The 22,170-nt window shown below is 38.3% G+C and carries 20 protein-coding genes, 1 tRNA gene and 1 riboswitch; of the genes, 13 read left to right on the top strand and 8 right to left on the bottom strand.

Translation table 11 applies throughout. The features are described 5' to 3' along the window. Window positions 1-26: 26 nt before the first annotated feature. The 8 genes from dapB to rpmH all read right to left on the bottom strand — a co-directional run bounded on the left by dapB (window position 27) and on the right by rpmH (window position 6,373). Window positions 27-734: a 4-hydroxy-tetrahydrodipicolinate reductase gene (gene dapB / locus ACTVAI_RS09155; RefSeq protein WP_443474156.1), complete on the bottom strand. Its 708-nt coding sequence runs from the start codon at window positions 732-734 to the stop codon at window positions 27-29. Further along, window positions 731-1,612, bottom strand: coding sequence for a 4-hydroxy-tetrahydrodipicolinate synthase (dapA, locus tag ACTVAI_RS09150; protein WP_443474155.1), 882 nt, complete (start codon window positions 1,610-1,612; stop codon window positions 731-733). The genes dapB and dapA overlap by 4 nt, the downstream gene beginning before the upstream one ends. After that, complete coding sequence (gene lysA, locus ACTVAI_RS09145) at window positions 1,609-2,874, bottom strand: diaminopimelate decarboxylase (RefSeq protein ID WP_443486482.1); 1,266 nt, start codon at window positions 2,872-2,874, stop codon at window positions 1,609-1,611. Before lysA ends, dapA begins: the two co-directional genes overlap by 4 nt. An 86-nt stretch (window positions 2,875-2,960) precedes the next feature. Next, window positions 2,961-3,127, bottom strand: a riboswitch (Lysine riboswitch). Between the two features lie 33 nt (window positions 3,128-3,160). Beyond that, entirely contained in the window at window positions 3,161-4,036 is an 876-nt protein-coding gene (locus tag ACTVAI_RS09140; protein ID WP_443474153.1) for an alpha/beta fold hydrolase, read from the bottom strand. A gap of 90 nt (window positions 4,037-4,126) precedes the next feature. Further along, window positions 4,127-4,957: an RNA-binding cell elongation regulator Jag/EloR gene (jag, locus tag ACTVAI_RS09135; RefSeq protein WP_443486481.1), complete on the bottom strand. Its 831-nt coding sequence runs from the start codon at window positions 4,955-4,957 to the stop codon at window positions 4,127-4,129. A gap of 32 nt (window positions 4,958-4,989) precedes the next feature. After that, on the bottom strand, window positions 4,990-5,823 hold the full coding sequence (yidC, locus tag ACTVAI_RS09130; RefSeq protein WP_443474151.1) for a membrane protein insertase YidC: 834 nt from the start codon (window positions 5,821-5,823) through the stop codon (window positions 4,990-4,992). Window positions 5,824-5,842: 19 nt separating this feature from the next. Then, window positions 5,843-6,178 carry a ribonuclease P protein component gene (gene rnpA, locus ACTVAI_RS09125; protein WP_443474150.1) on the bottom strand — a complete coding sequence of 112 codons (336 nt, stop codon included), beginning with the start codon at window positions 6,176-6,178 and terminating at the stop codon, window positions 5,843-5,845. A 60-nt stretch (window positions 6,179-6,238) separates the two neighbouring features. Then, entirely contained in the window at window positions 6,239-6,373 is a 135-nt protein-coding gene (gene rpmH / locus ACTVAI_RS09120; RefSeq protein WP_076767859.1) for a 50S ribosomal protein L34, read from the bottom strand. A 582-nt stretch (window positions 6,374-6,955) separates the two neighbouring features. Here rpmH and dnaA point away from each other — a divergent pair. From dnaA to ACTVAI_RS09055, 13 genes are all read left to right on the top strand, one after another. After that, window positions 6,956-8,287 carry a chromosomal replication initiator protein DnaA gene (gene dnaA / locus ACTVAI_RS09115; RefSeq protein WP_443474149.1) on the top strand — a complete coding sequence of 444 codons (1,332 nt, stop codon included), beginning with the start codon at window positions 6,956-6,958 and terminating at the stop codon, window positions 8,285-8,287. A gap of 170 nt (window positions 8,288-8,457) precedes the next feature. Further along, window positions 8,458-9,609 (top strand): DNA polymerase III subunit beta, encoded by a 1,152-nt coding sequence (gene dnaN / locus ACTVAI_RS09110; protein WP_443474148.1) that lies wholly within the window; start codon window positions 8,458-8,460, stop codon window positions 9,607-9,609. 221 nt (window positions 9,610-9,830) lie between these two features. Continuing rightward, complete coding sequence (gene yaaA / locus ACTVAI_RS09105; protein ID WP_443474147.1) at window positions 9,831-10,073, top strand: S4 domain-containing protein YaaA; 243 nt, start codon at window positions 9,831-9,833, stop codon at window positions 10,071-10,073. Beyond that, complete coding sequence (gene recF / locus ACTVAI_RS09100; RefSeq protein WP_443474146.1) at window positions 10,070-11,191, top strand: DNA replication/repair protein RecF; 1,122 nt, start codon at window positions 10,070-10,072, stop codon at window positions 11,189-11,191. The genes yaaA and recF overlap by 4 nt, the downstream gene beginning before the upstream one ends. Before the next feature lie 4 nt (window positions 11,192-11,195). Continuing rightward, window positions 11,196-13,133, top strand: a complete 1,938-nt coding sequence (gene gyrB, locus ACTVAI_RS09095) for a DNA topoisomerase (ATP-hydrolyzing) subunit B (RefSeq protein WP_443474145.1) — start codon at window positions 11,196-11,198, stop codon at window positions 13,131-13,133. 20 nt (window positions 13,134-13,153) lie between these two features. Continuing rightward, window positions 13,154-15,712 carry a DNA gyrase subunit A gene (gene gyrA, locus ACTVAI_RS09090; protein WP_443474144.1) on the top strand — a complete coding sequence of 853 codons (2,559 nt, stop codon included), beginning with the start codon at window positions 13,154-13,156 and terminating at the stop codon, window positions 15,710-15,712. A gap of 161 nt (window positions 15,713-15,873) precedes the next feature. Continuing rightward, entirely contained in the window at window positions 15,874-16,164 is a 291-nt protein-coding gene (gene rpsF / locus ACTVAI_RS09085; protein ID WP_443474143.1) for a 30S ribosomal protein S6, read from the top strand. Window positions 16,165-16,205: 41 nt separating this feature from the next. Next, window positions 16,206-16,736, top strand: coding sequence for a single-stranded DNA-binding protein (gene ssb, locus ACTVAI_RS09080; protein WP_443474142.1), 531 nt, complete (start codon window positions 16,206-16,208; stop codon window positions 16,734-16,736). A 40-nt stretch (window positions 16,737-16,776) separates the two neighbouring features. Beyond that, entirely contained in the window at window positions 16,777-17,022 is a 246-nt protein-coding gene (rpsR, locus tag ACTVAI_RS09075; RefSeq protein ID WP_443474141.1) for a 30S ribosomal protein S18, read from the top strand. Between the two features lie 604 nt (window positions 17,023-17,626). Next, a complete protein-coding gene (locus tag ACTVAI_RS09070) occupies window positions 17,627-19,651 on the top strand; it encodes a DHH family phosphoesterase (RefSeq protein ID WP_443486480.1) in 2,025 nt (674 codons plus the stop codon). Continuing rightward, window positions 19,648-20,100, top strand: a complete 453-nt coding sequence (rplI, locus tag ACTVAI_RS09065; protein ID WP_443474139.1) for a 50S ribosomal protein L9 — start codon at window positions 19,648-19,650, stop codon at window positions 20,098-20,100. Before ACTVAI_RS09070 ends, rplI begins: the two co-directional genes overlap by 4 nt. A gap of 148 nt (window positions 20,101-20,248) precedes the next feature. Continuing rightward, window positions 20,249-21,616, top strand: coding sequence for a replicative DNA helicase (dnaB, locus tag ACTVAI_RS09060; protein WP_443474138.1), 1,368 nt, complete (start codon window positions 20,249-20,251; stop codon window positions 21,614-21,616). 112 nt (window positions 21,617-21,728) lie between these two features. Then, window positions 21,729-21,801 (top strand) — tRNA-Lys (locus ACTVAI_RS09055). Window positions 21,802-22,170: the final 369 nt, after the last annotated feature.

Below are 22,170 nucleotides of genomic sequence, written 5' to 3'. Positions count from 1 at the left end.
CGATAACTGTGATTCGTCTTTTTTAATTATCCAAATAAGACATCTTCCATGTCATACATACCCGGAGCTTTATCCGCCAACCACTTGGCACCGTTCAAGGCACCATTGGCAAATATTTTTTTAGAGAATGCTTCGTGTTTAATCGAAATCACTTCATCCTGGCCGGCAAAAATCGCCTCATGTTCACCAACGATTGAACCGCCCCGAACAGCATGCACGCCAATTTCCTTATCCTGTCGTTTGCTGCTGCCTTCGCGTCCATAAATGAAGTCATAATTTAACGTCTCATTGATGGTGTCCGCGAACATTTTTGCCGTACCGGAAGGAGCATCCTCTTTCAACCGGTGATGTTTTTCGATGATTTCAATATCAAAGAAATCTTTCAATATGGGTGAATAATCCCGTAACATCCGGTTTACCAAAATCACACCCAAGCTGAAGTTTGCACTTTTAAGTACCGGAACGGTTTCAGAAAGCTCCTGTATTTGCGCCAGCTGCTCCTCACTATGCCCCGTAGCCGCAACGACTAATGGTACGTTATTTTCTTTCACATAGGCTAAAATCGCATCCAATGCACGTGGATTTGAGAAATCGATCAACACATCCACTTTCTCACTTTCACTTGTCAAAGTTGAATCTTTTTCTGGTGCAAAAATAATTAATTCATCTTTTGAATCGACACATTGTTCCACGACCCTACCCATGGCGCCATAACCTACTAGTCCAATTTTCAACGCAATTCCTCCTCAAACCGCTCCAAAACTTTTACCATCCGTTGGTAGGCGGCCTCTTCCATTTCCCCAAGTGGCATGCGCAAGGAACCGACATCCCAGCCCATCCAGTTCATGGCATATTTGACTGGAATCGGATTAACATCATAGAACAGGGAGTGGATGAGTTCCAGATATTTCAATTGAATTGCCAACGCCTCTCCTGTTTTTCCATCCAAATACAGGCGGACCATATCATGGACCGTTTTCGGCATGATGTTTGCCCAGACACTGATGACTCCCGTTCCACCGGCACTCAATAACGGTATAATCATATCGTCGTTGCCGCTGTAAAGCGCAAAATCAGCGCTCACGTATTGGGCAACGTTCATCACATAACTGATATCACCGGACGCTTCCTTGAGCCCCACGATATTCGGGTGCTGGGCCAGTTTGCCCACCACTTCTGGCGCAATGCTGCAGCCCGTACGACCCGGGATGTTGTACATGATAATCGGCACATCCACACTGTCGGCCACCATCTCAAAATGACGGATCATGCCAGCATCGTTTGCTTTATTGTAATACGGGGTGACCACCAACAGATAATCGGCTCCCAATGCCGTAAAAGCCTGGCTGTTGGAAATCGCCGTGGCGGTGCTATTGCTGCCGCTACCCACTATCATCGGCACGCGTTTGGCAATTTTCTCGTTACAGAAGGCGAGCAATTCTTTTTCCTCTTCAAAGGTCATTGTTGAAGCTTCTCCGGTCGTACCCAAAATAACGATACCGTCCGTCCCGCTTTGAATATGCCATTCCAGCAATTCTGCCGTCTTCGTATAATTGATGCTACCATCTTCATTCATTGGGGTAACCAATGCAACCATCGATCCTTCAATCATTTCCACTCGCCTCCGTTTTTTACATCATTCCTGATTAAATCTGCCAAGGTTTGTCGCTTAACAATTTCTCTCGCTTTACCATCTTTTACGAAAACGACGGCTGGCGTCGGATTGCGGTTATAGTTACTGCTCATCGAGTAACCATACGCTCCGGTTGAATAAACCACCAACACATCGCCTTTTTCAACAGGTGGTAAATGGACATCATGAATCAAAACATCACCGGATTCGCAGTATTTTCCTGCTACCGTCACTAATTCTGTTTTTTCTGCATCTAGTTTATTGGCAACATCACAGGCATATTTTGCCTGGTACAAGCTTGGTCGGATGTTATCCCCCATTCCACCGTCCACAAAATAATAATGCTTATTGGGTGTTTGTTTTTGATAACCAATTTCATAAAGGGTAATCCCGGCTTCTGCTACTAAACTGCGACCAGGCTCAATCACTACTTCATTGATCGTAACGCCAGTTTCCTGTAATTTCCCCTCTAAATAAGATAAAATCTGTTCCATATTTTCTTTAATAGGCATGGGTTGATCTTCATCTGTGTAACGCACGCCAAAGCCTCCGCCCAAGTTGAGAGTCATCGGATAATCGAACGTTGCCAAATAGCCAAGCATTTTATCGATGGCGGCATACCAAGCATCCATTTCAAAAATTTGAGAGCCGATATGAACATGGAAACCTTCCAAATGAAGATAATCACTCTTTTCAAAGATAGCCAGACAAGCTTGATAATCTTCACTACCAAAGGCGATCCCGAATTTTGAATCAATATGTGTTGTCACGATATATTCATGCGTATGCGCTTCAATGCCGACATTCAATCGAATTTGAATAGTGACTGCTCGTTGGTATTCTTCCGCCAATTCCGCAATTTCTTCCAGCTCCATCACGTTGTCAGCAACAATATGCACGATGCCACTTTCAAAAGCCATACGGAGTTCTTCGGTTGTTTTATTATTTCCGTGAAAATGAATTTTTTCAACTGGCACATCTGATTGTAGTGCCGTATATAATTCACCGCCACTAACAACGTCCACGCCTAAACCATAGTTAGCAATCAAATCCAACATTCCGATGGTCTGGAAAGCTTTCGATGCATAGAGTATCTTTGTTTGAAATAAATCTGATTTAAAGTTTTGCGTATAAGCTTCCAAGTTGTTTTCAAGTTTCGCTTGGTCGTAAACGTAAAGTGGTGTCCCGTACTGAGCTACCAATTCGCCCGCCGTCATACCTTCGATAACGAGTTCTTTCATTTATTTTCCTCCTGAATACTGGTTTTTTTGTACAAAAAAGACGCCATTTCTGGCGCCTTCTAAATTTTTACAGTGGATGTAACAATTTCTCAGCGCCTCTACTTTTCAAGTAGGAGTGATATAAGTATTTCCTATACCCCCACGATGGAAATTTGCCAATCTGCATCGTTCGGCAATGATTACCTTTCATCAATGATCATTGAATGCCTTCTCCCATTGATTACTTTTTTACATTGCTACCTCTTTTTTCAATTAAAATTAGAATATCATTAAAAAACTTCTTTGTCTACTTTTTTAAAAAACGTACAATATCCTTGTAAACCAAGCCATTATTTTCTTCATTCAGCACTTCGTGATTCATTCCATGATAAACCATCTTTGTTATATATTTATAACCGACCTTTTTCAAAAACGTGAGTGATTCACTCAATCCACGATCTCTTCCCGTCACTGGATCGCCATCCCCGGTCAGACTCAGTATTTTTAAAGCAGGATTTTTACATTCAAACATTGATTCTAGATGCATCATTCTGTCTGCTTGGATGATGGTTAAGAGAGAAATATTAGCATATTCCTTGACTATCATTGGATCGTTCTTGATTGCCATGAGATTATCTTTATTTACACTTACCCATGTCATTGCTTCTTCTCCCTGAATTTTTTTTATAAGACGAATCAGGAGACTGTCGCCATCCTTACCACGCAAGCGCGTCAATAACCGGCCATACATCTCAGCAATTTCTACACCATACACGTAGTTAACCGTTCCTGTCATGACCAGCTTGGAAATGAGATGGTCATGATTTTGAATATAAATACGGGCAAACAGGGACCCTAATGAGTGTCCAAACAAATAAATTTCTTTTTCTGGATAGCGTTTTTTAATAAAATCAGTTACCAATAATTGGTCTTCGATGACCCGATCTGGACCATCCATGAAACCAAATGGATTTGCTTCGTTAATGGATTCACCATGGCCACGAATATCAGCTATAACAACCGCAAAACCTTCTTTTTGCAAGTAGCTACAAAAATCGGCATAGCGGCCCTTATGCTCCTTTGATCCATGAATAATTTGTACCACCCCAATAGGATCATCCACCGCATAGATGGCAATAGAAATGCCCAAACTATCTTTTGCGGTTAACTTCATTTTCTCCATCAGTGAACTCCTCCCTTTTAATACCAGTTTATTGTTTCCCAAATAAAAAAGCTATCTCTTCCAAAACGAAGAGATAGCTTTTTGAAAATTTTATTCTGATATTTCTACTACGAGGTAACGATGTGGTTCTTTACCCTCAGAGTGAGTTGAAATACGTTTGTTTTTGCTTAAATAAGCATGGATTTGTTTCCGTTCGAAAGCTGGTAACGGTTCAAGGAAGACTGGTTGCTTTGTACGCAGTACACGTTCCGCTGTACGATCCGCAATGTTTTCCAGGATGCTCGCCCGGCGTTCCCGGTAATCTCCCACATTAACCACAACAGACACGCGACTGCGTTCATGTTGTTGGAAAATAGTTTGTGCCAATATTTGTAACGCATTAATAATTTTTCCATGTTTACCTATGACTAAACCTGGTTTGTTGGTATCGATCTGGAAAGTGATGATATTATGTTTTACTTCTGCTGTCACTTCGGCAGGTGCACCATAAACTTCAACAGTTTTTGTTAAATAATCGCTAACACTTGAAATAGCTTCTTGGCGTGAGGATTCAGAAGCAGGTTCTTCATCGAAATCTTCCTCTTCTTCATCTTCATCTTCATCAGCATATTCCAACGTATCAGAATAATCATAGTTGTCCTCTTGGGTTACAGGAGCTTCAGTTTCCGGGTTTTCAGCAAGATGATTGGCACGTTCCTCATTTTCAAAAATAGCAATGTCACCTGGTTCATCCATTTCCGGGAGCACTTTAGGTGTTAATTCCACCTCAGCGTCCTTTTGGCCAAAACCGAAAAGTCCCTTTTTCCCTTCAGAAATGATTTTGATGTCTACTTCATGGCTGCCTAAATTTAGTTGAGCTAACCCTTTGCTGATTGCTTGATCAACCGTTGTCTCGCGCACTACAATTTTTTCGTTTTCCATCAATTGTCCATCCTTCCATTTCAAAGAACAAATTATTTTCTTTTCTTTTTCTTCGGATTTCTAGCTTTTTCCAGCGCTTTTGCACGTTCTCTCTTAGCCCGTTCCTCTTCATCGCGTTCTGCAATGATTTTGTAAGGATTATTCATGATCAATGTTTGACCAACAGAGAATGCATTACTTACTACCCAATATAATGATAACGCACTTGGTAAAGAAATACCTACGAATAAAATCATTGCTGGCATTGTATACAGCATAGCTTTAGCTTGGCCACCACCATCTGGTTGAGACATCATCGTCAATTTAGATGTGTAGTAAGTCAATATTGCAGCTAATACCGGTAAAATGAAGTATGGGTCACGTTCTCCCAAGTTCATCCATAAGAATGTTCCTTCACGTAGTACTTCTGTACGACTGATGGCTTGATACAAAGCAATCATCACTGGCATTTGAACAACAGCTGGTAAACAACCAGCGTATGGATTCACACCATTTTCAGAATAAACTCGAGAAATTTCCGATTGCAGTAATTCACGGGTCTGTGTATCCTTGGATGCATATTTTGCTTGCAGCTCTTTGATTTGGGGCTGCACTTTTTGCATCTTCCGTGTACTCTTTGTTTGGAAATAATTTAATGGGATTAAAACGACCCGAATAATAAATGTAAAGATGATAATTCCCATACCATAACTATTATTGAACATTTCTGATAGGAAAATAATGAAACGAGAAAAATTATAAATAACAATTCCATCCCAAAATCCAGTACTCTCAGAAGTGATGGGAGCCGTGTTACCACATGCCGACAAAACCAACATGACCATAACCAGTCCCAAAGATAAAAGTAATCGCTTCCGCTTAGACAACAAAATTTCCTCCTTTGAACTATATTACATGTGCTAATTTTAACACATGTAGCAGATTTTTTTTAATTTCTTCTGTAGTTAAATTCGCAGTTGGTTGGCGTGCAATAATTATAAAATCAATTTCAGACTTAATTTGCGGTTTTAATTCTAAAAGAGCCTGACGGATTTTTCTTTTTACAGCATTACGGGTGACTGCGTTACCAATTTTTTTACCAACGGACAACCCCACTCGAAAATGGTCCTGTCCTTCTTTAGGCATTTTATAGATGACAAACTGGCGATTTGCTTTTGAAGAGCCAGTATGGAATACATTCTGGAACTCTTTTTCTTTTTTTACTCGAAAAGATTTACGCACCCTGTATCCTCTTTCCTATAAGTTTTATGTAAAAAAAAAGACCACTGACGGTCAGTGATCTTATGCAGACAATACTTTTCTGCCTTTGCGGCGTCTACTTGCTAATACATTACGGCCGTTTTTTGTACTCATGCGTTTACGGAAACCATGAACTGTTTGACGTTTACGTTTTTTCGGTTGGAAAGTTCTTTTCATTTTTTTGCACCTCCTGATAATGTTTGCTTCTATAATGACATATGCAAAATTCTTCTAGATAGTCCCAAACATTATAAGGAAACATTAGGCTATCTGTCAAGTAAAACTAAGTATTTTTGACTCACTCGATTATAATAGCACATTTTATTGAATTGATAAACCTTTTTTTAAAACAAATAAAATATTTTTTATCCACATTCTCTCTCTATTTTGCACAGTCCCCGGTATAAACAAAATACCCCCCGCCCCTTATCCCAACCTTTTTCAGCAGTTGTCCACATAGGAACAGTTTGTTAATGAAAAACAGGGGATAACTTCCACAACTTGTGGGTAAGCATCGAAAACCCAACGATATCAACCTTTGTCTTCTGATGGTTATCCACAATTCTTGTTAGCTGTTTTTCTTTTTCATGAAATTATCCCCATCTGTTTTTCAGCTTGTGGAAAACTTTTTAACTGCCTTGGGAAATGTTTATGCACAGATTAAAGAGTTGTGGAAAACCTTTCACAGGAATGCTAAAATAATGTATACTTGATATTTGCGAAAACAATCAAAAATTTAAAAGAAGGAGGAAGCTCCTATTGGAAGATATTTATTCTCTCTGGCGCTATCTACAAGAAAAATTCAAAGAATCGCTTTCCAAAGTCAGCTACGACACATGGATCGATAGTGCTGTCCCTGTTCGTTTAACGGAAACAAATATCATTATCGAAGTTCCGTCTTCCCTTCACAAGGATTATTGGCAAAATAATCTGGCTACAAGGGTTGTCGAAGGCATCTATGAATTTACAAATAAAGAAATATCGCCTATTTTCATGATAAAAAATGAAGAAATGCCTGCTATCGAAAAAGAAAGGCCTCATGTTAACGGAAAAAAACCGTTTAAACAGGCACAACTAAATAGCAAATACACCTTTGACACTTTTGTTATAGGTAAAGGAAATCAAATGGCACATGCTGCTGCACTCGTCGTGGCAGAAGAACCAGGAACAATTTATAATCCCCTTTTCTTCTATGGAGGGGTAGGTTTAGGTAAAACGCATTTGATGCATGCGATTGGCCATCAAATGATGCAATTACGCCCAGATGCCAAAGTAAAATATGTCAGCAGCGAAACTTTTGCTAATGATTTTATCAATTCCATTCAGAATCGAACCCAGGAACAATTTCGGAATGAATATCGAAGTGTCGATTTACTTTTAGTTGATGATATTCAGTTCTTTGCCGATAAAGAAGGAACGCAGGAAGAATTTTTCCATACATTCAACGCTTTATATGATGAACGGAAACAAATTGTTCTAACCAGTGATCGGTTACCCAATGAAATTCCAAAATTGCAGGAAAGATTAGTCTCTCGTTTTGCTTGGGGACTGTCCGTCGACATAACTCCACCTGATTTGGAAACACGGATTGCAATTTTGAGAAATAAAGCAAACAGTGAACGGTTAGAAATCCCGGATGACACATTGAGTTACATTGCGGGTCAAATCGACTCCAATATTCGGGAACTAGAAGGTGCTTTGGTAAGAGTCCAAGCCTTTTCAGCTATTCAAGGTAAAGACATTACTACCAGCCTGGCTGCTGATGCATTAAAAAGCATCTTGCCGACTGATAAACCTAAAGCACTCAGTATTTATGTGATTCAGCAAACTGTTTCCAAGTTTTATCAAATAACCATTGAAGAATTAAAAGGGAAAAAGCGTACAAAAGGTATCGTTCTTCCCCGCCAAATTGCTATGTACCTCTCCAGAGAGTTAACAGATAGCTCCTTGCCTAAAATTGGACAGGAGTTTGGTGGTAAAGATCATACAACAGTTCTTCATGCTTATGATAAAATTCAGACCGCCATCAAAAAAGACAGCAGCCTGGAACATGAAATAAAAACCATCACTGAAAAATTGAAAAATAAATAGATTTTGGTGGGTGTGGATAATTCAACTATTCTTAAACATCTTTATGCACAAGTTGTCCACATGTGGAAATCTTTTGTTTTTATGCATTCCAAACTGTTTTCCACACTATCAACAGCCCCTACTACTACTACTATTTTTTATTAATATAATTTATGACGGAGGGAAGCAATATGAAGTTTACAATTAATCGATCCAAATTCACGAAATACCTAGCAGATGTTCAACGGGCTATTTCATCCCGAACGACTATTCCTGTATTAACCGGGGTTAAAATGACTATCGATCAAAGTGGTTTAATGTTGAGTGGTAGTGACTCTGATATCTCTATCGAAATATTTGTCCCAGTCTCAGATGAAGACAATCAATTAGAAGTTATTGAAGAAGGCGGCATTGTTCTTCCTGCCCGTATCTTCAATGAAATTGTAAGAAAAATGTCGGATGAAAAATTAACGATAGAAGTGGGAGATAATTTCCAAACAGCCATTACGTCTGCCCATGCGGCTTTTAATATCAATAGTATTGATGTCGATAATTATCCCAACTTTCCGGTAATTGATTCAAATGAAGTTATTACATTACCAACAACCTTGTTTAAACAAGTTATTCAGCATACTGTTATAGCAACATCAACCCAAGAAAGCCGCCCTATCCTGACCGGTGTTAACATCACTATTGAAAATGGTCAATTAAAAGCCGTTGCGACTGACAGTCACCGTTTAAGTCAACGTATTATTCCGATTAATGTTCCGGAATCATTAAAAGACAAGAGTTATAAAGTTATTATTCCTGGTAAAAGTTTGACCGAACTTTCAAAAATAATAGAAGATCAAGATACAATCGAAATGATGGTTACTCAGAACCAAGTTCTATTTAAAGCTGAAAACCTGTACTTCTACTCACGTCTTTTAGAAGGATACTATCCAGATACAAATCGATTAATACCAGCAAACTCAGTTACAGAGTTGACTATTAATGCGAATGACTTGTTGCAAGCTACAGATCGCGCTTCCCTTCTATCACATGAAGGCAAAAATAATGTCATTAAGTTGTCTATTTCTGCTGATCATGTTGAATTGTCGGGGAATTCACCTGAAATCGGAACGGTTGAGGAAGAATTAGAGTACACGGAAGCAACTGGAGATCCGTTAGTGATTTCTTTCAACCCTGATTATTTGAAAGATGCGCTTAGAACATTTGGTCATCAAAATGTTGTCATTGGTTTCACTGCACCAATTCGTCCGTTTACGGTTGTACCAGCCGACGACAATACAGAAATACCACAATCTTTCATACAATTAATTACACCTGTGAGAACATATTAATAAATCAAAAAAAAGAAAGAGGCGTTCATGCTTCTTTCTTTTTTGATTTATATATGGCTTTTGAACAAATTGTATATATTTGTCGTTTATAACCTATAATCGTTAGAAAGGCACTTTTTTGCCCTCTATTTGAATTTTCACCCAAAAAAGTGTATAATAATAAGTGGAAAGTGTGGATTCGAGAGGTTCCACGCTTATTTTAATGAAATAGGGTGAAAATCTTGAAAAATATTGTTTATATTGATGAAGATTTCATTACACTGGGACAATTACTTAAACACATAGACGTTATTTCCAGCGGTGGAATGGCAAAATGGTATTTATCTGAATACGTTGTTTTTGTAGATAATGAAAAAGAAAATCGTCGGGGACGGAAACTATATCCGGGCATGATGGTTGAATTACCTAACGAAGGTAAATTTTTTATTCAAAGCAATGAAACCGTTGATGAATCTTCACCATGATTCTTAAAGAAATAACGCTTCGCCAATTCCGTAATTATGAGGCATTGACGCTGGCTTTTTCATCCGGTATCAATGTCTTTTTAGGTGAGAACGCCCAAGGTAAGACGAACTTGATGGAAGCAATTTATGCTTTATCAATGGCAAGAAGTCCTCGTACTGCTAACGAAAAAGAGATGATTCGTTGGCAAGAGGATACTGCCACTTTGTCGGGTAAGATAGAAAGACGCGCCAGCGATTATCCCCTTGAGTTGAAATTTACTAAAAAGGGAAAAATAGCTAAAGTGAATCATTTAGAACAAAAAAGACTGTCTGATTACGTTGGTAAACTTAATGTGGTTTTATTTGCTCCGGAAGATTTGGACTTAGTAAAAGGTCCCCCGAGCAATAGACGGAAATTTTTGGATATGGAATTAGGCCAAATGAGCCACGTTTATTTATTCGACTTGGTGCAATATCAAAGACTATTGAAGCAACGAAACTTATATTTAAAGCAATTGTTGATGCGTCAAGCACGCGATTTGGTCTATCTTGATGTTCTGACGGAGCAGCTGATCCTTCAGGCAACAAGCATCATAAAAACACGTCTGACTTTTGTGGAACAATTGGAAAAATGGGCCGATCCCTTACATAATCAAATTTCTAATGGAAAAGAGCATCTACGGATTCGCTATAAGTCAACAATTGACTATAAAAAAAACGATGACAAAGACCAACTGTTTGAAAAGCTATTGGCTGAACAGAAACGGGTTGGGGAACGCGAACGTGAGCAAGGTACAACTTTGTTTGGTCCGCACCGCGATGATCTTGTTTTTTATGTGAATGATAAAAATGTTCATCAATTCGGCTCTCAAGGGCAACAGAGGACAACCGTTTTGAGTATGAAATTAGCGGAAATAGAATGCATGAATGAGGTTTTGGGCGAATATCCAATTCTTTTATTGGACGATGTCTTGTCGGAATTAGATGACGATCGACAGACACATCTTTTAAAAACAATTGAGAAGAAAGTCCAGACCTTTTTAACGACCACAAGTCTGGATGGTATAAAACGGAACAAAATTGAAGAACCTACGATATTTTATATCGAAAACGGTTCAGTGAATAAGGAAGGTGCATAAAATAATGGCAGAGTTTGAACAAAATAAAAAAGAATTAGCTCAGCAATATGATGCCAGTCAAATTCAGGTTTTAGAAGGACTTGAAGCTGTTCGTAAGCGTCCTGGTATGTATATTGGTTCAACAAGTGCAGCAGGCTTGCATCACCTGGTCTGGGAAATTGTTGATAATTCAATCGACGAGGCTTTAGCAGGTTTTGCATCTGAGATAAATATGTCAATTGAAGAGGACAACAGTGTAATTGTTTCCGATGATGGTCGGGGAATTCCCATAGATATTCAAGCGAATACAGGTCGCCCTGCCGTTGAAACGGTTTATACTGTTTTGCATGCAGGTGGTAAATTTGGCGGTGGCGGATACAAAGTTTCTGGTGGTTTGCATGGTGTTGGTGCTTCAGTAGTTAACGCCCTTTCCAAGAAATTGACTGTACAAGTCCATAAAAATGGTCAGATTCACCAAATTTCTTTTGAACGTGGCGATATTATTGAGGAATTGCATGTTGTGGGTGAAACAGATAGACATGGTACAGTTGTACAATTTTGGCCAGATGATGAGATTTTTACAGAGACGACTGTCTTCGATTTCGAGAAATTGACCGTTCGTGTTCGTGAACTAGCATTCTTGAATAAAGGATTAAATATTTCCATTACAGACAAGCGTCCCGAAAAAGAAATCGTGAATAAATACCACTATGAAGGCGGTATTAAAAGTTATGTAGAGTACTTAAACCAAAATAAGAGACCCTTATTTGATGAAATTGTATATGTTGAAGGCGAGCAAGATGACATTCAGGTTGAGGTTGCCCTTCAATATACAGATGGCTATCACACAAGCTTATTCAGTTTTGCCAATAATATCCATACCTACGAAGGTGGGACACATGAATCGGGTGCAAAAACTGCTTTGACACGGGTCATAAATGATTATGCTAAAAAAGCTAAAATCATGAAAGAAAACGAAGAGAATTTGACTGGGGAAGATGTACGTGAAGGATTGACATTGGTTCTATCCATCAAACATCCCAATCCTCAATTCGAAGGTCAGACCAAAACGAAATTAGGTAACTCAGAGGCTCGTACAATCACAGATCGCCTCTTCTCAAGCATGCTTGAGAAATTCTTGATGGAAAACCCTCAAACAGCTAAAAGAATCGTTGAGAAGGGAATTTTGGCAGCTAGAGCACGCTTGGCAGCTAAACGTGCCCGTGAAGTAACACGAAAGAAGAGTGGACTTGAAATCAGTAACCTTCCTGGTAAACTGGCTGACTGTTCCAGTAAGGATCCATCTATATCAGAACTATTTATCGTGGAGGGGGATTCTGCGGGCGGATCAGCGAAACAAGGTCGTTCGCGTATATTCCAGGCAATTTTACCAATTCGAGGTAAAATCTTGAACGTTGAAAAAGCTTCTTTGGATCGGATTTTGGCTAACGAAGAAATTCGTTCCTTATTCACGGCAATGGGAACAGGATTTGGGGCAGAATTTGATGTATCCAAATCGCGTTACCACAAATTGGTGATTATGACCGATGCGGACGTCGATGGGGCTCATATTCGTACCCTATTATTGACGCTATTTTATCGTTATATGCGTCCACTTGTAGAAGCGGGATATGTTTATATTGCGCAGCCTCCTTTGTTCCAGGTTAAACAAGGTAAAAAAGAAGTATACCTACAAAGCCAAGAAGAGTTGGATGCGTATTTGAAAACTATACCAGCTTCACCAAAACCATCAGTTCAACGTTATAAAGGTTTAGGTGAAATGGACGCGGAACAATTATGGGAAACAACAATGAACCCAGAAAATCGCCGTTTTGCCCAAGTTTCAGTTGATGACGCAATCGATGCTGATAACGTATTGAGTATGTTAATGGGTGAAAAAGTTGAACCTAGACGTAATTTTATTCAAGAAAATGCTGAATACGTAGAAAATCTAGATGTGTAGGAAGGATGGTCATCAAGTAAATGGACGGAGAAAATAAAGAATTAGATGCTGGCATGGAAGTCCGTGATCTCAGCAAAGAAATGCGAAAATCGTTCCTAGAATACGCGATGAGTGTTATCGTTTCGCGTGCCCTTCCGGATGTTCGTGATGGGTTAAAACCGGTACATCGCCGAATTTTGTATGGTATGAATGAATTGGGAATTACTCCTGACAAGTCCCATAAAAAATCAGCCCGTATCGTTGGGGACGTAATGGGTAAATATCACCCTCACGGCGATAGTGCAATTTATGAATCCATGGTGCGAATGGCACAAGATTTTAGTTACCGTTATATGCTTGTAGATGGTCACGGAAACTTTGGATCAATCGATGGCGACGGTGCAGCTGCCATGCGTTATACTGAAGCAAGAATGTCTAAAATCGCATTAGAGTTATTACGTGATATTAACAAAGATACGATTGATTTTCATGACAACTACGATGGTAGTGAACGTGAGCCAGATGTTTTACCAGCACGCTTCCCTAACCTTCTTGTTAACGGAGCTTCTGGTATCGCTGTTGGGATGGCAACGAATATCCCACCTCATAACTTAACAGAAGTTATTTCAGCTCTTCATGTATTAATGAATAATCCCGATGCTACAACGGCAGATTTGATGGACGTTTTACCTGGTCCTGACTTCCCAACGGGTGGGATTGTTATTGGGAAATCCGGTATCCGTAAAGCATATGAAACGGGTCGTGGCTCCATTATTGTACGCGGACGCGTCGAAATTGAGACATTGAAAAATGGTAAAGAACGTATTTTGATTACAGAATTACCCTATGTTGTAAACAAAGCCAAGTTGGTTGAGCGTATTGCTGAATTGGCACGTGATAAAAGAATTGAAGGTATTACTGATTTGGCGGATGAATCAGACCGTGATGGTATGCGTATCGTCATCGATGTCCGTAAAGATGTTAGTGCCTCAGTTATTTTAAATAATTTATATAAACTGACGCCGCTACAATCTTCATTCGGTTTCAATATGCTTGCGATTGTTAATGGTATTCCAGAAACATTAGGCCTAAAGAGCATTTTGTCACATTACCTGGAACATCAAAAAGAAGTATTGCGTCGTCGTACGAGTTATGACAAGAAAAAAGCGGAAGCACGTGCGCATATTCTAGAAGGTTTAAGAATTGCGCTGGATCATATTGACGAAATCGTTAATATTTTGAGAAGCTCTCCAAGTGGAGATGTCGCGAAACAAAAATTTATAGATGACTACGGTCTATCAGATAAACAAGCACAAGCTATTTTAGATATGCGTATGGTTCGTTTGACAGGCTTGGAACGCGACAAAATTGAAGGTGAGTACAATGATCTACAAGCACTTATTGCTGACTTAGCCGATATTTTGGCCAGCGAACAACGTATTTTCCAAATTATCTACGATGAACTATTGGAAATCCAGGAACGTTTCGGGGATGATCGTCGTACTGAGTTGATGGTCGGAGAAGTGTTATCTCTGGACGATGAAGATTTGATTGACGAAGAAGAAGTCATCGTCAGTTTGACATATAACGGCTATATTAAACGCATGGCAAATAGTGAATTCCGTGCGCAAAGACGTGGTGGTCGGGGCGTTCAAGGTATGGGTGTTCATAATGATGATTTCATTGAGACATTATTAACCACTTCTACACATGACACCCTTCTCTACTTCTCAAATCAAGGCAAGGTATACAAAACAAAAGGTTATGAAATTCCGGAATACGGCCGTACCGCTAAAGGACTACCGATTATTAACTTATTGAACCTTGATGCAGGTGAAAAAATTCAAACTATTATCAACCTATCCGGTAATAAACCGGTTGAAGGAGAACATTTATTCTTCGTAACCAAACAAGGTACTGTTAAACGGACAGCAACTCCTGAATTCACTAATATACGCCAAAGTGGTTTGCGTGCTATTAATCTGAATGAAGGCGATGAATTAATCAAGGTCGTTTTAACTGATGGCAATAAAAACATTATTTTAGGTACACACTTCGGTTACTCCGTCAGCTTCAATGAAAATGATGTTCGGACCATGGGTCGTACTGCCACAGGAGTTCGTGGGGCAAGGTTACGAGAAAATGACTTCATTGTAGGAATGGATATTCTTGAAGAAGACACAACAGTTCTTGTCATTACTGAAAAAGGATATGGAAAACGTACCAATATTGATGAGTACGCCATTAAAGGTCGTGGTGGTAAAGGAATCAAGACAGCCAATATTACTGAGAAAAACGGTAACCTGGTAGGTTTAAGAACTGTTAAGGAAGAAGACGATATCATGATTATCACCAATAAAGGTGTAATGATTCGTTTCCATGCTAAAGATGTTTCACAAACAGGTAGAGCGACATTAGGTGTACGTTTAATGCGCTTGGATGATGAATCTAAAGTTTCAACGATGGCTGTAGTAGAGCCTGAAGAGGAAGAATTGATTGATGAATTAGAAGTAGCACACGTAAGAAAATCTGATGAGGAAATCAAATCCGATATGCAACAATTTGCAGAGGAGATTTTTGAGGAATCAGAAGAAGAATAGTCTAAAAGCCCCCGGAAGAAATTTATTTCTGGGGGTTTAATTATTTTCTTGCAACTTTAGATGGCTTGTGGTAAAATATTTAAACGTGAGTATTTCAAAAGAATACTCTCCTTGCTCTTGCACAAAGTGAGAGCCAAAGTCCATAAGGAGGTGACAGTACAATGACTCAATACGAAATTAACTACATTATCCGTCCGAACATCGATGAAGCAGATAAAGCTGAATTGGTTAAACGCTTTGACACAATCCTAACTGATAATGGCGCTACAATTATTGAATCAAAAGACTGGTCAAAACGTCGTTTAGCTTACGAAATTAACGATTTCCGCGAAGGTATCTACCATATCGCTACAATCGAAACTTCTGAAGCTACAGCGATTCAAGAATTTGACCGTCTAGCTAAGATCAATAACGATATTCTTCGTCATATCATCATCAAACAAGAAGCATAAAATGTTCCATGTGAAACATTTTAAGGGGGATGTAAGAAAAGATGATTAATAATGTTGTTCTAACAGGTAGATTAACCAAAGATGTCGATTTACGTTATACATCAAATGGTACAGCTATAGGTTCATTCTCTATTGCAGTGGACCGTCAGTTCAAAAGCCAATCTGGTGAACGTGAAACGGATTTTATTAATTGTGTTATGTGGCGAAAAGCTGCAGAAAACTTTGCTAACTTTACTAGAAAAGGCTCATTAGTAGGAATTCAAGGACGTATTCAAACACGTAACTATGAAAACCAACAAGGCCAACGTGTTTATGTTACGGAAGTTGTTGCAGAAAACTTTACCCTACTTGAATCGAGAAATGTTACAGAGCAAAGGCCAAAAGGAAATGATTCTTCTAGCCCTGCTTCCCATAACAATTCAAATCAATACAATCAAAATAATAATCAATCGTCTTACCAATCGAACCAAAATAATCAACCAAACAACTTTAATGACTATAATTCGAATGAAGATCCATTCCTGTCAAGCGGACAGTCAATCGACATCTCTGATGACGACTTGCCATTCTAATATCTTGAACTAATTGGATCGTAAAAAAGGAGGAAATAACATGGCTCAACAACGTGGTGGTGCCCGTCGCGGACGTAAGCGTAAAAAAGTATGCCACTTCTGCGCAAATCACATTGATCATGTAGATTACAAAGATACTGATCTTATGAAACGTTACGTATCCGAAAAAGGTAAAATTTTACCTCGTCGCGTAACTGGTACATGTGCTAAACATCAAAGAACGTTGACTGTTTCAATCAAACGTGCTCGTATTATTGCTTTGATGCCTTTCACTGTTGCAGAATAATAACTCTAAAATCAAGACCCCAGATTATCACATGATAATCTGGGGTCTTTTATTGTATTTTAGACTATACATATCTGCTGGAATTTTTATACAGGGATAAAATTGCAAAAAAATGTTTTCCACAAGCGTCAAAAGTTATACACATATGCAAAAGATAATTGAATCAATATTTCTTTTTGTTATCCACATGTGAGTAAACTTTAAATAACCTTGGTATGTAAGGGAGATGAACATCCCAAAAAAAGTTATGCACAGCTTGGATAACTTTTTTTGGGGATAACAATTAAAAGTTATCAACAACATGAAGCTTTTTAAATATAAAATTAATAGAGTAATCAACAAGCATATTTATTATAAAAGTATGTAGACTAAAAATTATAGAATAAGTATAAGCAACGGTTTTTTTACTAATATGTTTCATGTGAAACATATTAGTAAAAAAGCATGAAAAGTTTCACGTGAAACAATAGTGAAGTTGCCACTGGTAAAGGCAAGATAATGTTCCACGTGGAACGTTGATGCCATTTTCCAATTGTGGCTATAAAAACGACCTTATGTTAAAATAAATACACTAAACCCAACTATAAATAGAAGAGGAGTAACAATGAAAATAAGGGAAAAGATTGCTAACCTCCCTGCCTTTTTGCGGGAAGAGAGAATAAAAACCCCATCAACAATCATTTTGATTTCATTGGTACTGTTAATCGTTTTAACTTTTTTAGCTGATTGGAAAATAGGTATAGCAATTACGCTATTGGTAATTACAACGGCCTGGTTGTTATACTATTCTACTGATTATCTGATAGAGGAAACGAATAAATATGTGTCTGATTTATCCTATAGAATCAAAAAAGGAGAACAAGAGGCACTGATACAGATGCCTATAGGGATTCTTCTTTATAATGAAAAACATGAAATTCAATGGACCAATCCCTATTTAATTCGTTATTTTCAAAAGAAGGATATTTTGGGTAGGAAAATTGATGAGGTTGATGAAGAACTAGCAAAGTGGATACTGGAGTATAACAGTGACCAGATGAAGAAGATAAAGTGGGGAGATCGTTATTTTGAAATGATTATTCAGGATGACATCGGCGTTCTCTATTTAATGGATATTACTGAATACGCAATCATAGAAGAAAAATATGAAAATGATAAAGTTGTTTTTGGTAACATCATTATTGATAATTACGATGAAGCAGTCCAATCCATGAATGATCGAAAAAAATCCAATGTTAACAATTATGTAACTAACCAATTAACAAATTGGGCTAATGTCAATAATGTCTATCTTAAAAGAGTCGATGATGATCGCTTCATTATGTTAATGACAAAAAAAGCACTCGAGAGACTTGAAGCAAGTAAATTTGAAATTGTTGATCAAATTAGAGAAAGAACTTCCAAACAAAATTTTCCGCTTACACTAAGTATGGGTATATCCCATCAGTCAACATCAAATCAGGTGAAGTGGAAAGATATTGCCCAGCTGGCACAAACTAATGTTGACTTAGCATTAGCTCGTGGTGGAGATCAAGTTGTTGTCCGAGGTGGAGATGAAGAAGCCCGTTTTTATGGCGGGAAAACGAACCCTATGGAAAAACGAACGCGCATTCGTGCAAGGATGATTAGCCAAGCGTTGGAAGAATTAATCATAAATTCCGACAAAGTTTTTGTCATGGGTCATAACTATCCAGACATGGATGTTTTGGGATCTTGTTTAGGTCTTCGACGAATTGTTCAGATGAATAATAAAGAAGCCTGGATAATAATGGAAACAGAACAATTATCAAATGACATGATTCGTATGATGGATGTGATTGATAAAGATACAAATATATCCAAATATTTTATCGATTCTGAAAAAGCGAAAGAAATGGTGACTGAAGATTCATTAATTGTATTGGTAGATGTTCATAAACCAAGCATGGTTCCTGCGCCAGAATTAATGGCTATTTCAAATAAGGTAGTGATTATTGATCATCATCGACGTGGAGAAGAATTCCCCAAAAATCCAGTTCTTGTCTATATTGAACCGTATGCTTCTTCAGCATCAGAATTGATTACAGAGCTATTTGAATACCAAACGAATGATATTGACACAATCAAGAAAATCGAAGCAACGGCAATGCTGGCCGGTATTATAGTAGATACACGGAATTTCAGTTTGAGAACGGGGTCAAGAACCTTTGACGCTGCCAGCTACCTTCAGTCTAATGGTGCAGACACCATTCTAATCCAGAAGGCACTAAAAGAAGATTTAGATACTTACTTATTGAGAAGTCATCTATTGGAAACTATGGAATTTGTTAGCCCTGGAATGGCGGTTGTATATGGAGAAGACGGAAAAGTTTACGATACAGTGGTCGCGGCTCAAACAGCAGACACTATGCTTTCAATGGAAAATGTTGAAGCTTCGTTTGTCATTTCGCAACGTAAGGATGGTAGAATTGGAATCAGTGCCAGAAGCCTGGGGCAAGTAAATGTCCAAAGAATTATGGAAAAATTAGGTGGGGGCGGACACCTATCAAATGCTGCAACTCAAATTAGTGATAGCACCATTTTAGAAGTTAAAGAAAAATTGGTTCATGTCATTACTAATAAAGATGAACCGAAAGGAGAACCAAAATGAAAGTAGTATTTCTGCAAGATGTAAAGGGTAAGGGTAAAAAGGGAGAGGTAAAAAATGTTGCTGATGGCTATGCACAAAACTTCTTGATTAAGAATGGTATGGCAGAAGAGGCAACTAATGCGAACGTATCCGCATTAAAAGGTCAGAAAAAAGCTGAAGATAAAAAAGCACAAGAGCAACTTGATGAGGCTAGAGAGTTAAAGGCTTTCCTGGAAAAAGATGAAACAGTAATAAAAATTAATGCTAAATCTGGTGAAGACGGACGTCTTTTCGGATCCGTTACAAGTAAACAAGTTGCTGAACAACTTAATAAACAATATAAAGTTAAGTTAGATAAAAGAAAAATTGATTTAAAAGAACCAATCCGTACATTAGGGTTTACAAAGTTGAATGTCCGTTTGCATCTTGAAGTAACTGCGACATTAACAGTACACATAGTGGAAGAATAAAAAAGCTGCCTGAGCAGCTTTTTTATTTACTTTAACAGCGAACGTTCGTTCTTGTTTTTGGTTTGTAAACAAAGAGAAATTGAAGTACAATAGTGGAGCCGGAAATAGAAAAAAGTATCAATAGTAATCAAAGAAGGATGAAGATAATATGGAAGAAACATTCCGAGATCGCACACCACCTCATAGTATGGAAGCAGAGCAATCAGTTCTTGGATCTATTTTTCTTGATCCTGAAACAATAGTAAATGTTCTGGAATACCTTGAACCAAAAGATTTTTACAGAAAAAACCATCAAATTATATTTGATGCGGTTATGAATTTGTTTAATCGAAATGAAGCCATAGACGTAGTTACAGTAACAAATGAATTGGAAAGTAAAGATCAATTGGAAAATGTTGGAGGATTGGATTATCTTAGTGAGATTGCCACATTTGTTCCTACTGCAGCGAACGTTGAATACTATGCCAAAATAGTCGAAGAAAAATCAATTTTGAGAAATCTGATTAGATCAGCAACGGAAATCGTACAACAAGGATTTGACGAAAATGATCAGTTAGCAGTCATTTTAGATAGTGCAGAGCAGAGTATTCTGCAGGTATCGGAGCGAAGGAACAGATCGGGATTCATTCGCATCTCTGATGTCGTTAATGAATCATTAAAAAATATCGAACTGCTGTCTCAACAAACCGGAGACGTTACTGGTATACCAACCGGGTATATCGCTTTAGATAAAATGACGGCCGGACTACAACCAGAAGAACTAATCATTCTAGCTGCTCGTCCTGCGGTGGGTAAAACAGCTTTTGCTTTAAATATTGCCCAAAATGTAGCCACGAAAGCAGACCAAGTTGTTGCTATTTTCAGTTTAGAAATGGGTGCAGAATCACTGGTAAACCGGATGCTTTGCGCTGAGGGAAACATAGATGCAGGACATTTGCGTACAGGACAAATGTCGGAAGAAGAATGGTCTAACTTGATTATGGCAATGGCAACGCTAGGGCAATCTAAAGTGTTTATAGATGATACTCCAGGAATACGGATTGCTGAAATACGTGCTAAAGCGCGGCGATTGAAACAAGAACAAGGGCAACTTGGCTTAATAGTAATTGATTATCTTCAATTAATAGAAGGTAATAATAGAGAAAGTAGGCAACAAGAAGTTTCAGACATTTCGCGTCAATTGAAAAAATTAGCCAAAGAATTGAAAGTGCCTGTTATTGCATTATCCCAACTTTCACGTGGTGTTGAACAGCGTCAAGACAAGCGCCCCGTTCTAAGTGATATTCGTGAATCAGGCTCTATTGAACAAGATGCGGATATCGTTGCTTTTTTATATCGTGATGATTACTATGAGCGTGAAGGATCAGAAGAGAAAGATGAATCTGAATTCGAGAATAATATAGTAGAAGTTATCATAGAAAAAAACCGTAGTGGGGCTCGTGGGACAGTTAAGCTACTATTCAAGAAGGAATTTAATAAGTTTTCTTCGATGTCCTATATCCCAGAGCCAGCTTAAAAAAAGAAGAATGAATTTTTTTGAAATTCATTCTTCTTTTTTGTTTCTTTTATTGCATTTTTGTTAATGCAGGAGTAAAATAATCTATGTTCTCAAATAAAGAGAATCGTATGGGATATTAGCTCAGTTGGCAGAGCAACTGACTCTTAATCAGTGGGTCGCAGGTTCGAGCCCTGCATGTCCCATCTTCTAGGGGCTCGGTGTTGCATTCCTTTAGAATGTGGCACCGAGCATTTTAATTATAACGAGAAGATATAACAATAAATAAGTCAATATAAAACTATCAATATTTCTTGACCATTTATAAGGTAGATGCTATTATATAAAAGTTGCCGCGAGCACTTCATGGAAAACACGAAAAAAGAAATTTTAAAAAAGTGTTGACAAAGAGTTGCGCAGGTGATAATATTAAGAAGTTGTCACGAACGGAACATCACGTAACACGTGATAACGGATTGGCCTTTGAAAACTGAACAAAGAATGAACGAACCAAACGTGCAGGGCATCCTGACGGATGCACATTAAGCCGACACGCAAGTGTCGCAACACAAGTA

The sequence above is a fragment of the Jeotgalibaca sp. A127 genome (assembly GCF_052266745.1).
GTDB lineage: Bacteria > Bacillota > Bacilli > Lactobacillales > Aerococcaceae > Jeotgalibaca.
This window is presented reverse-complemented; position numbering and strand designations above follow the sequence as displayed.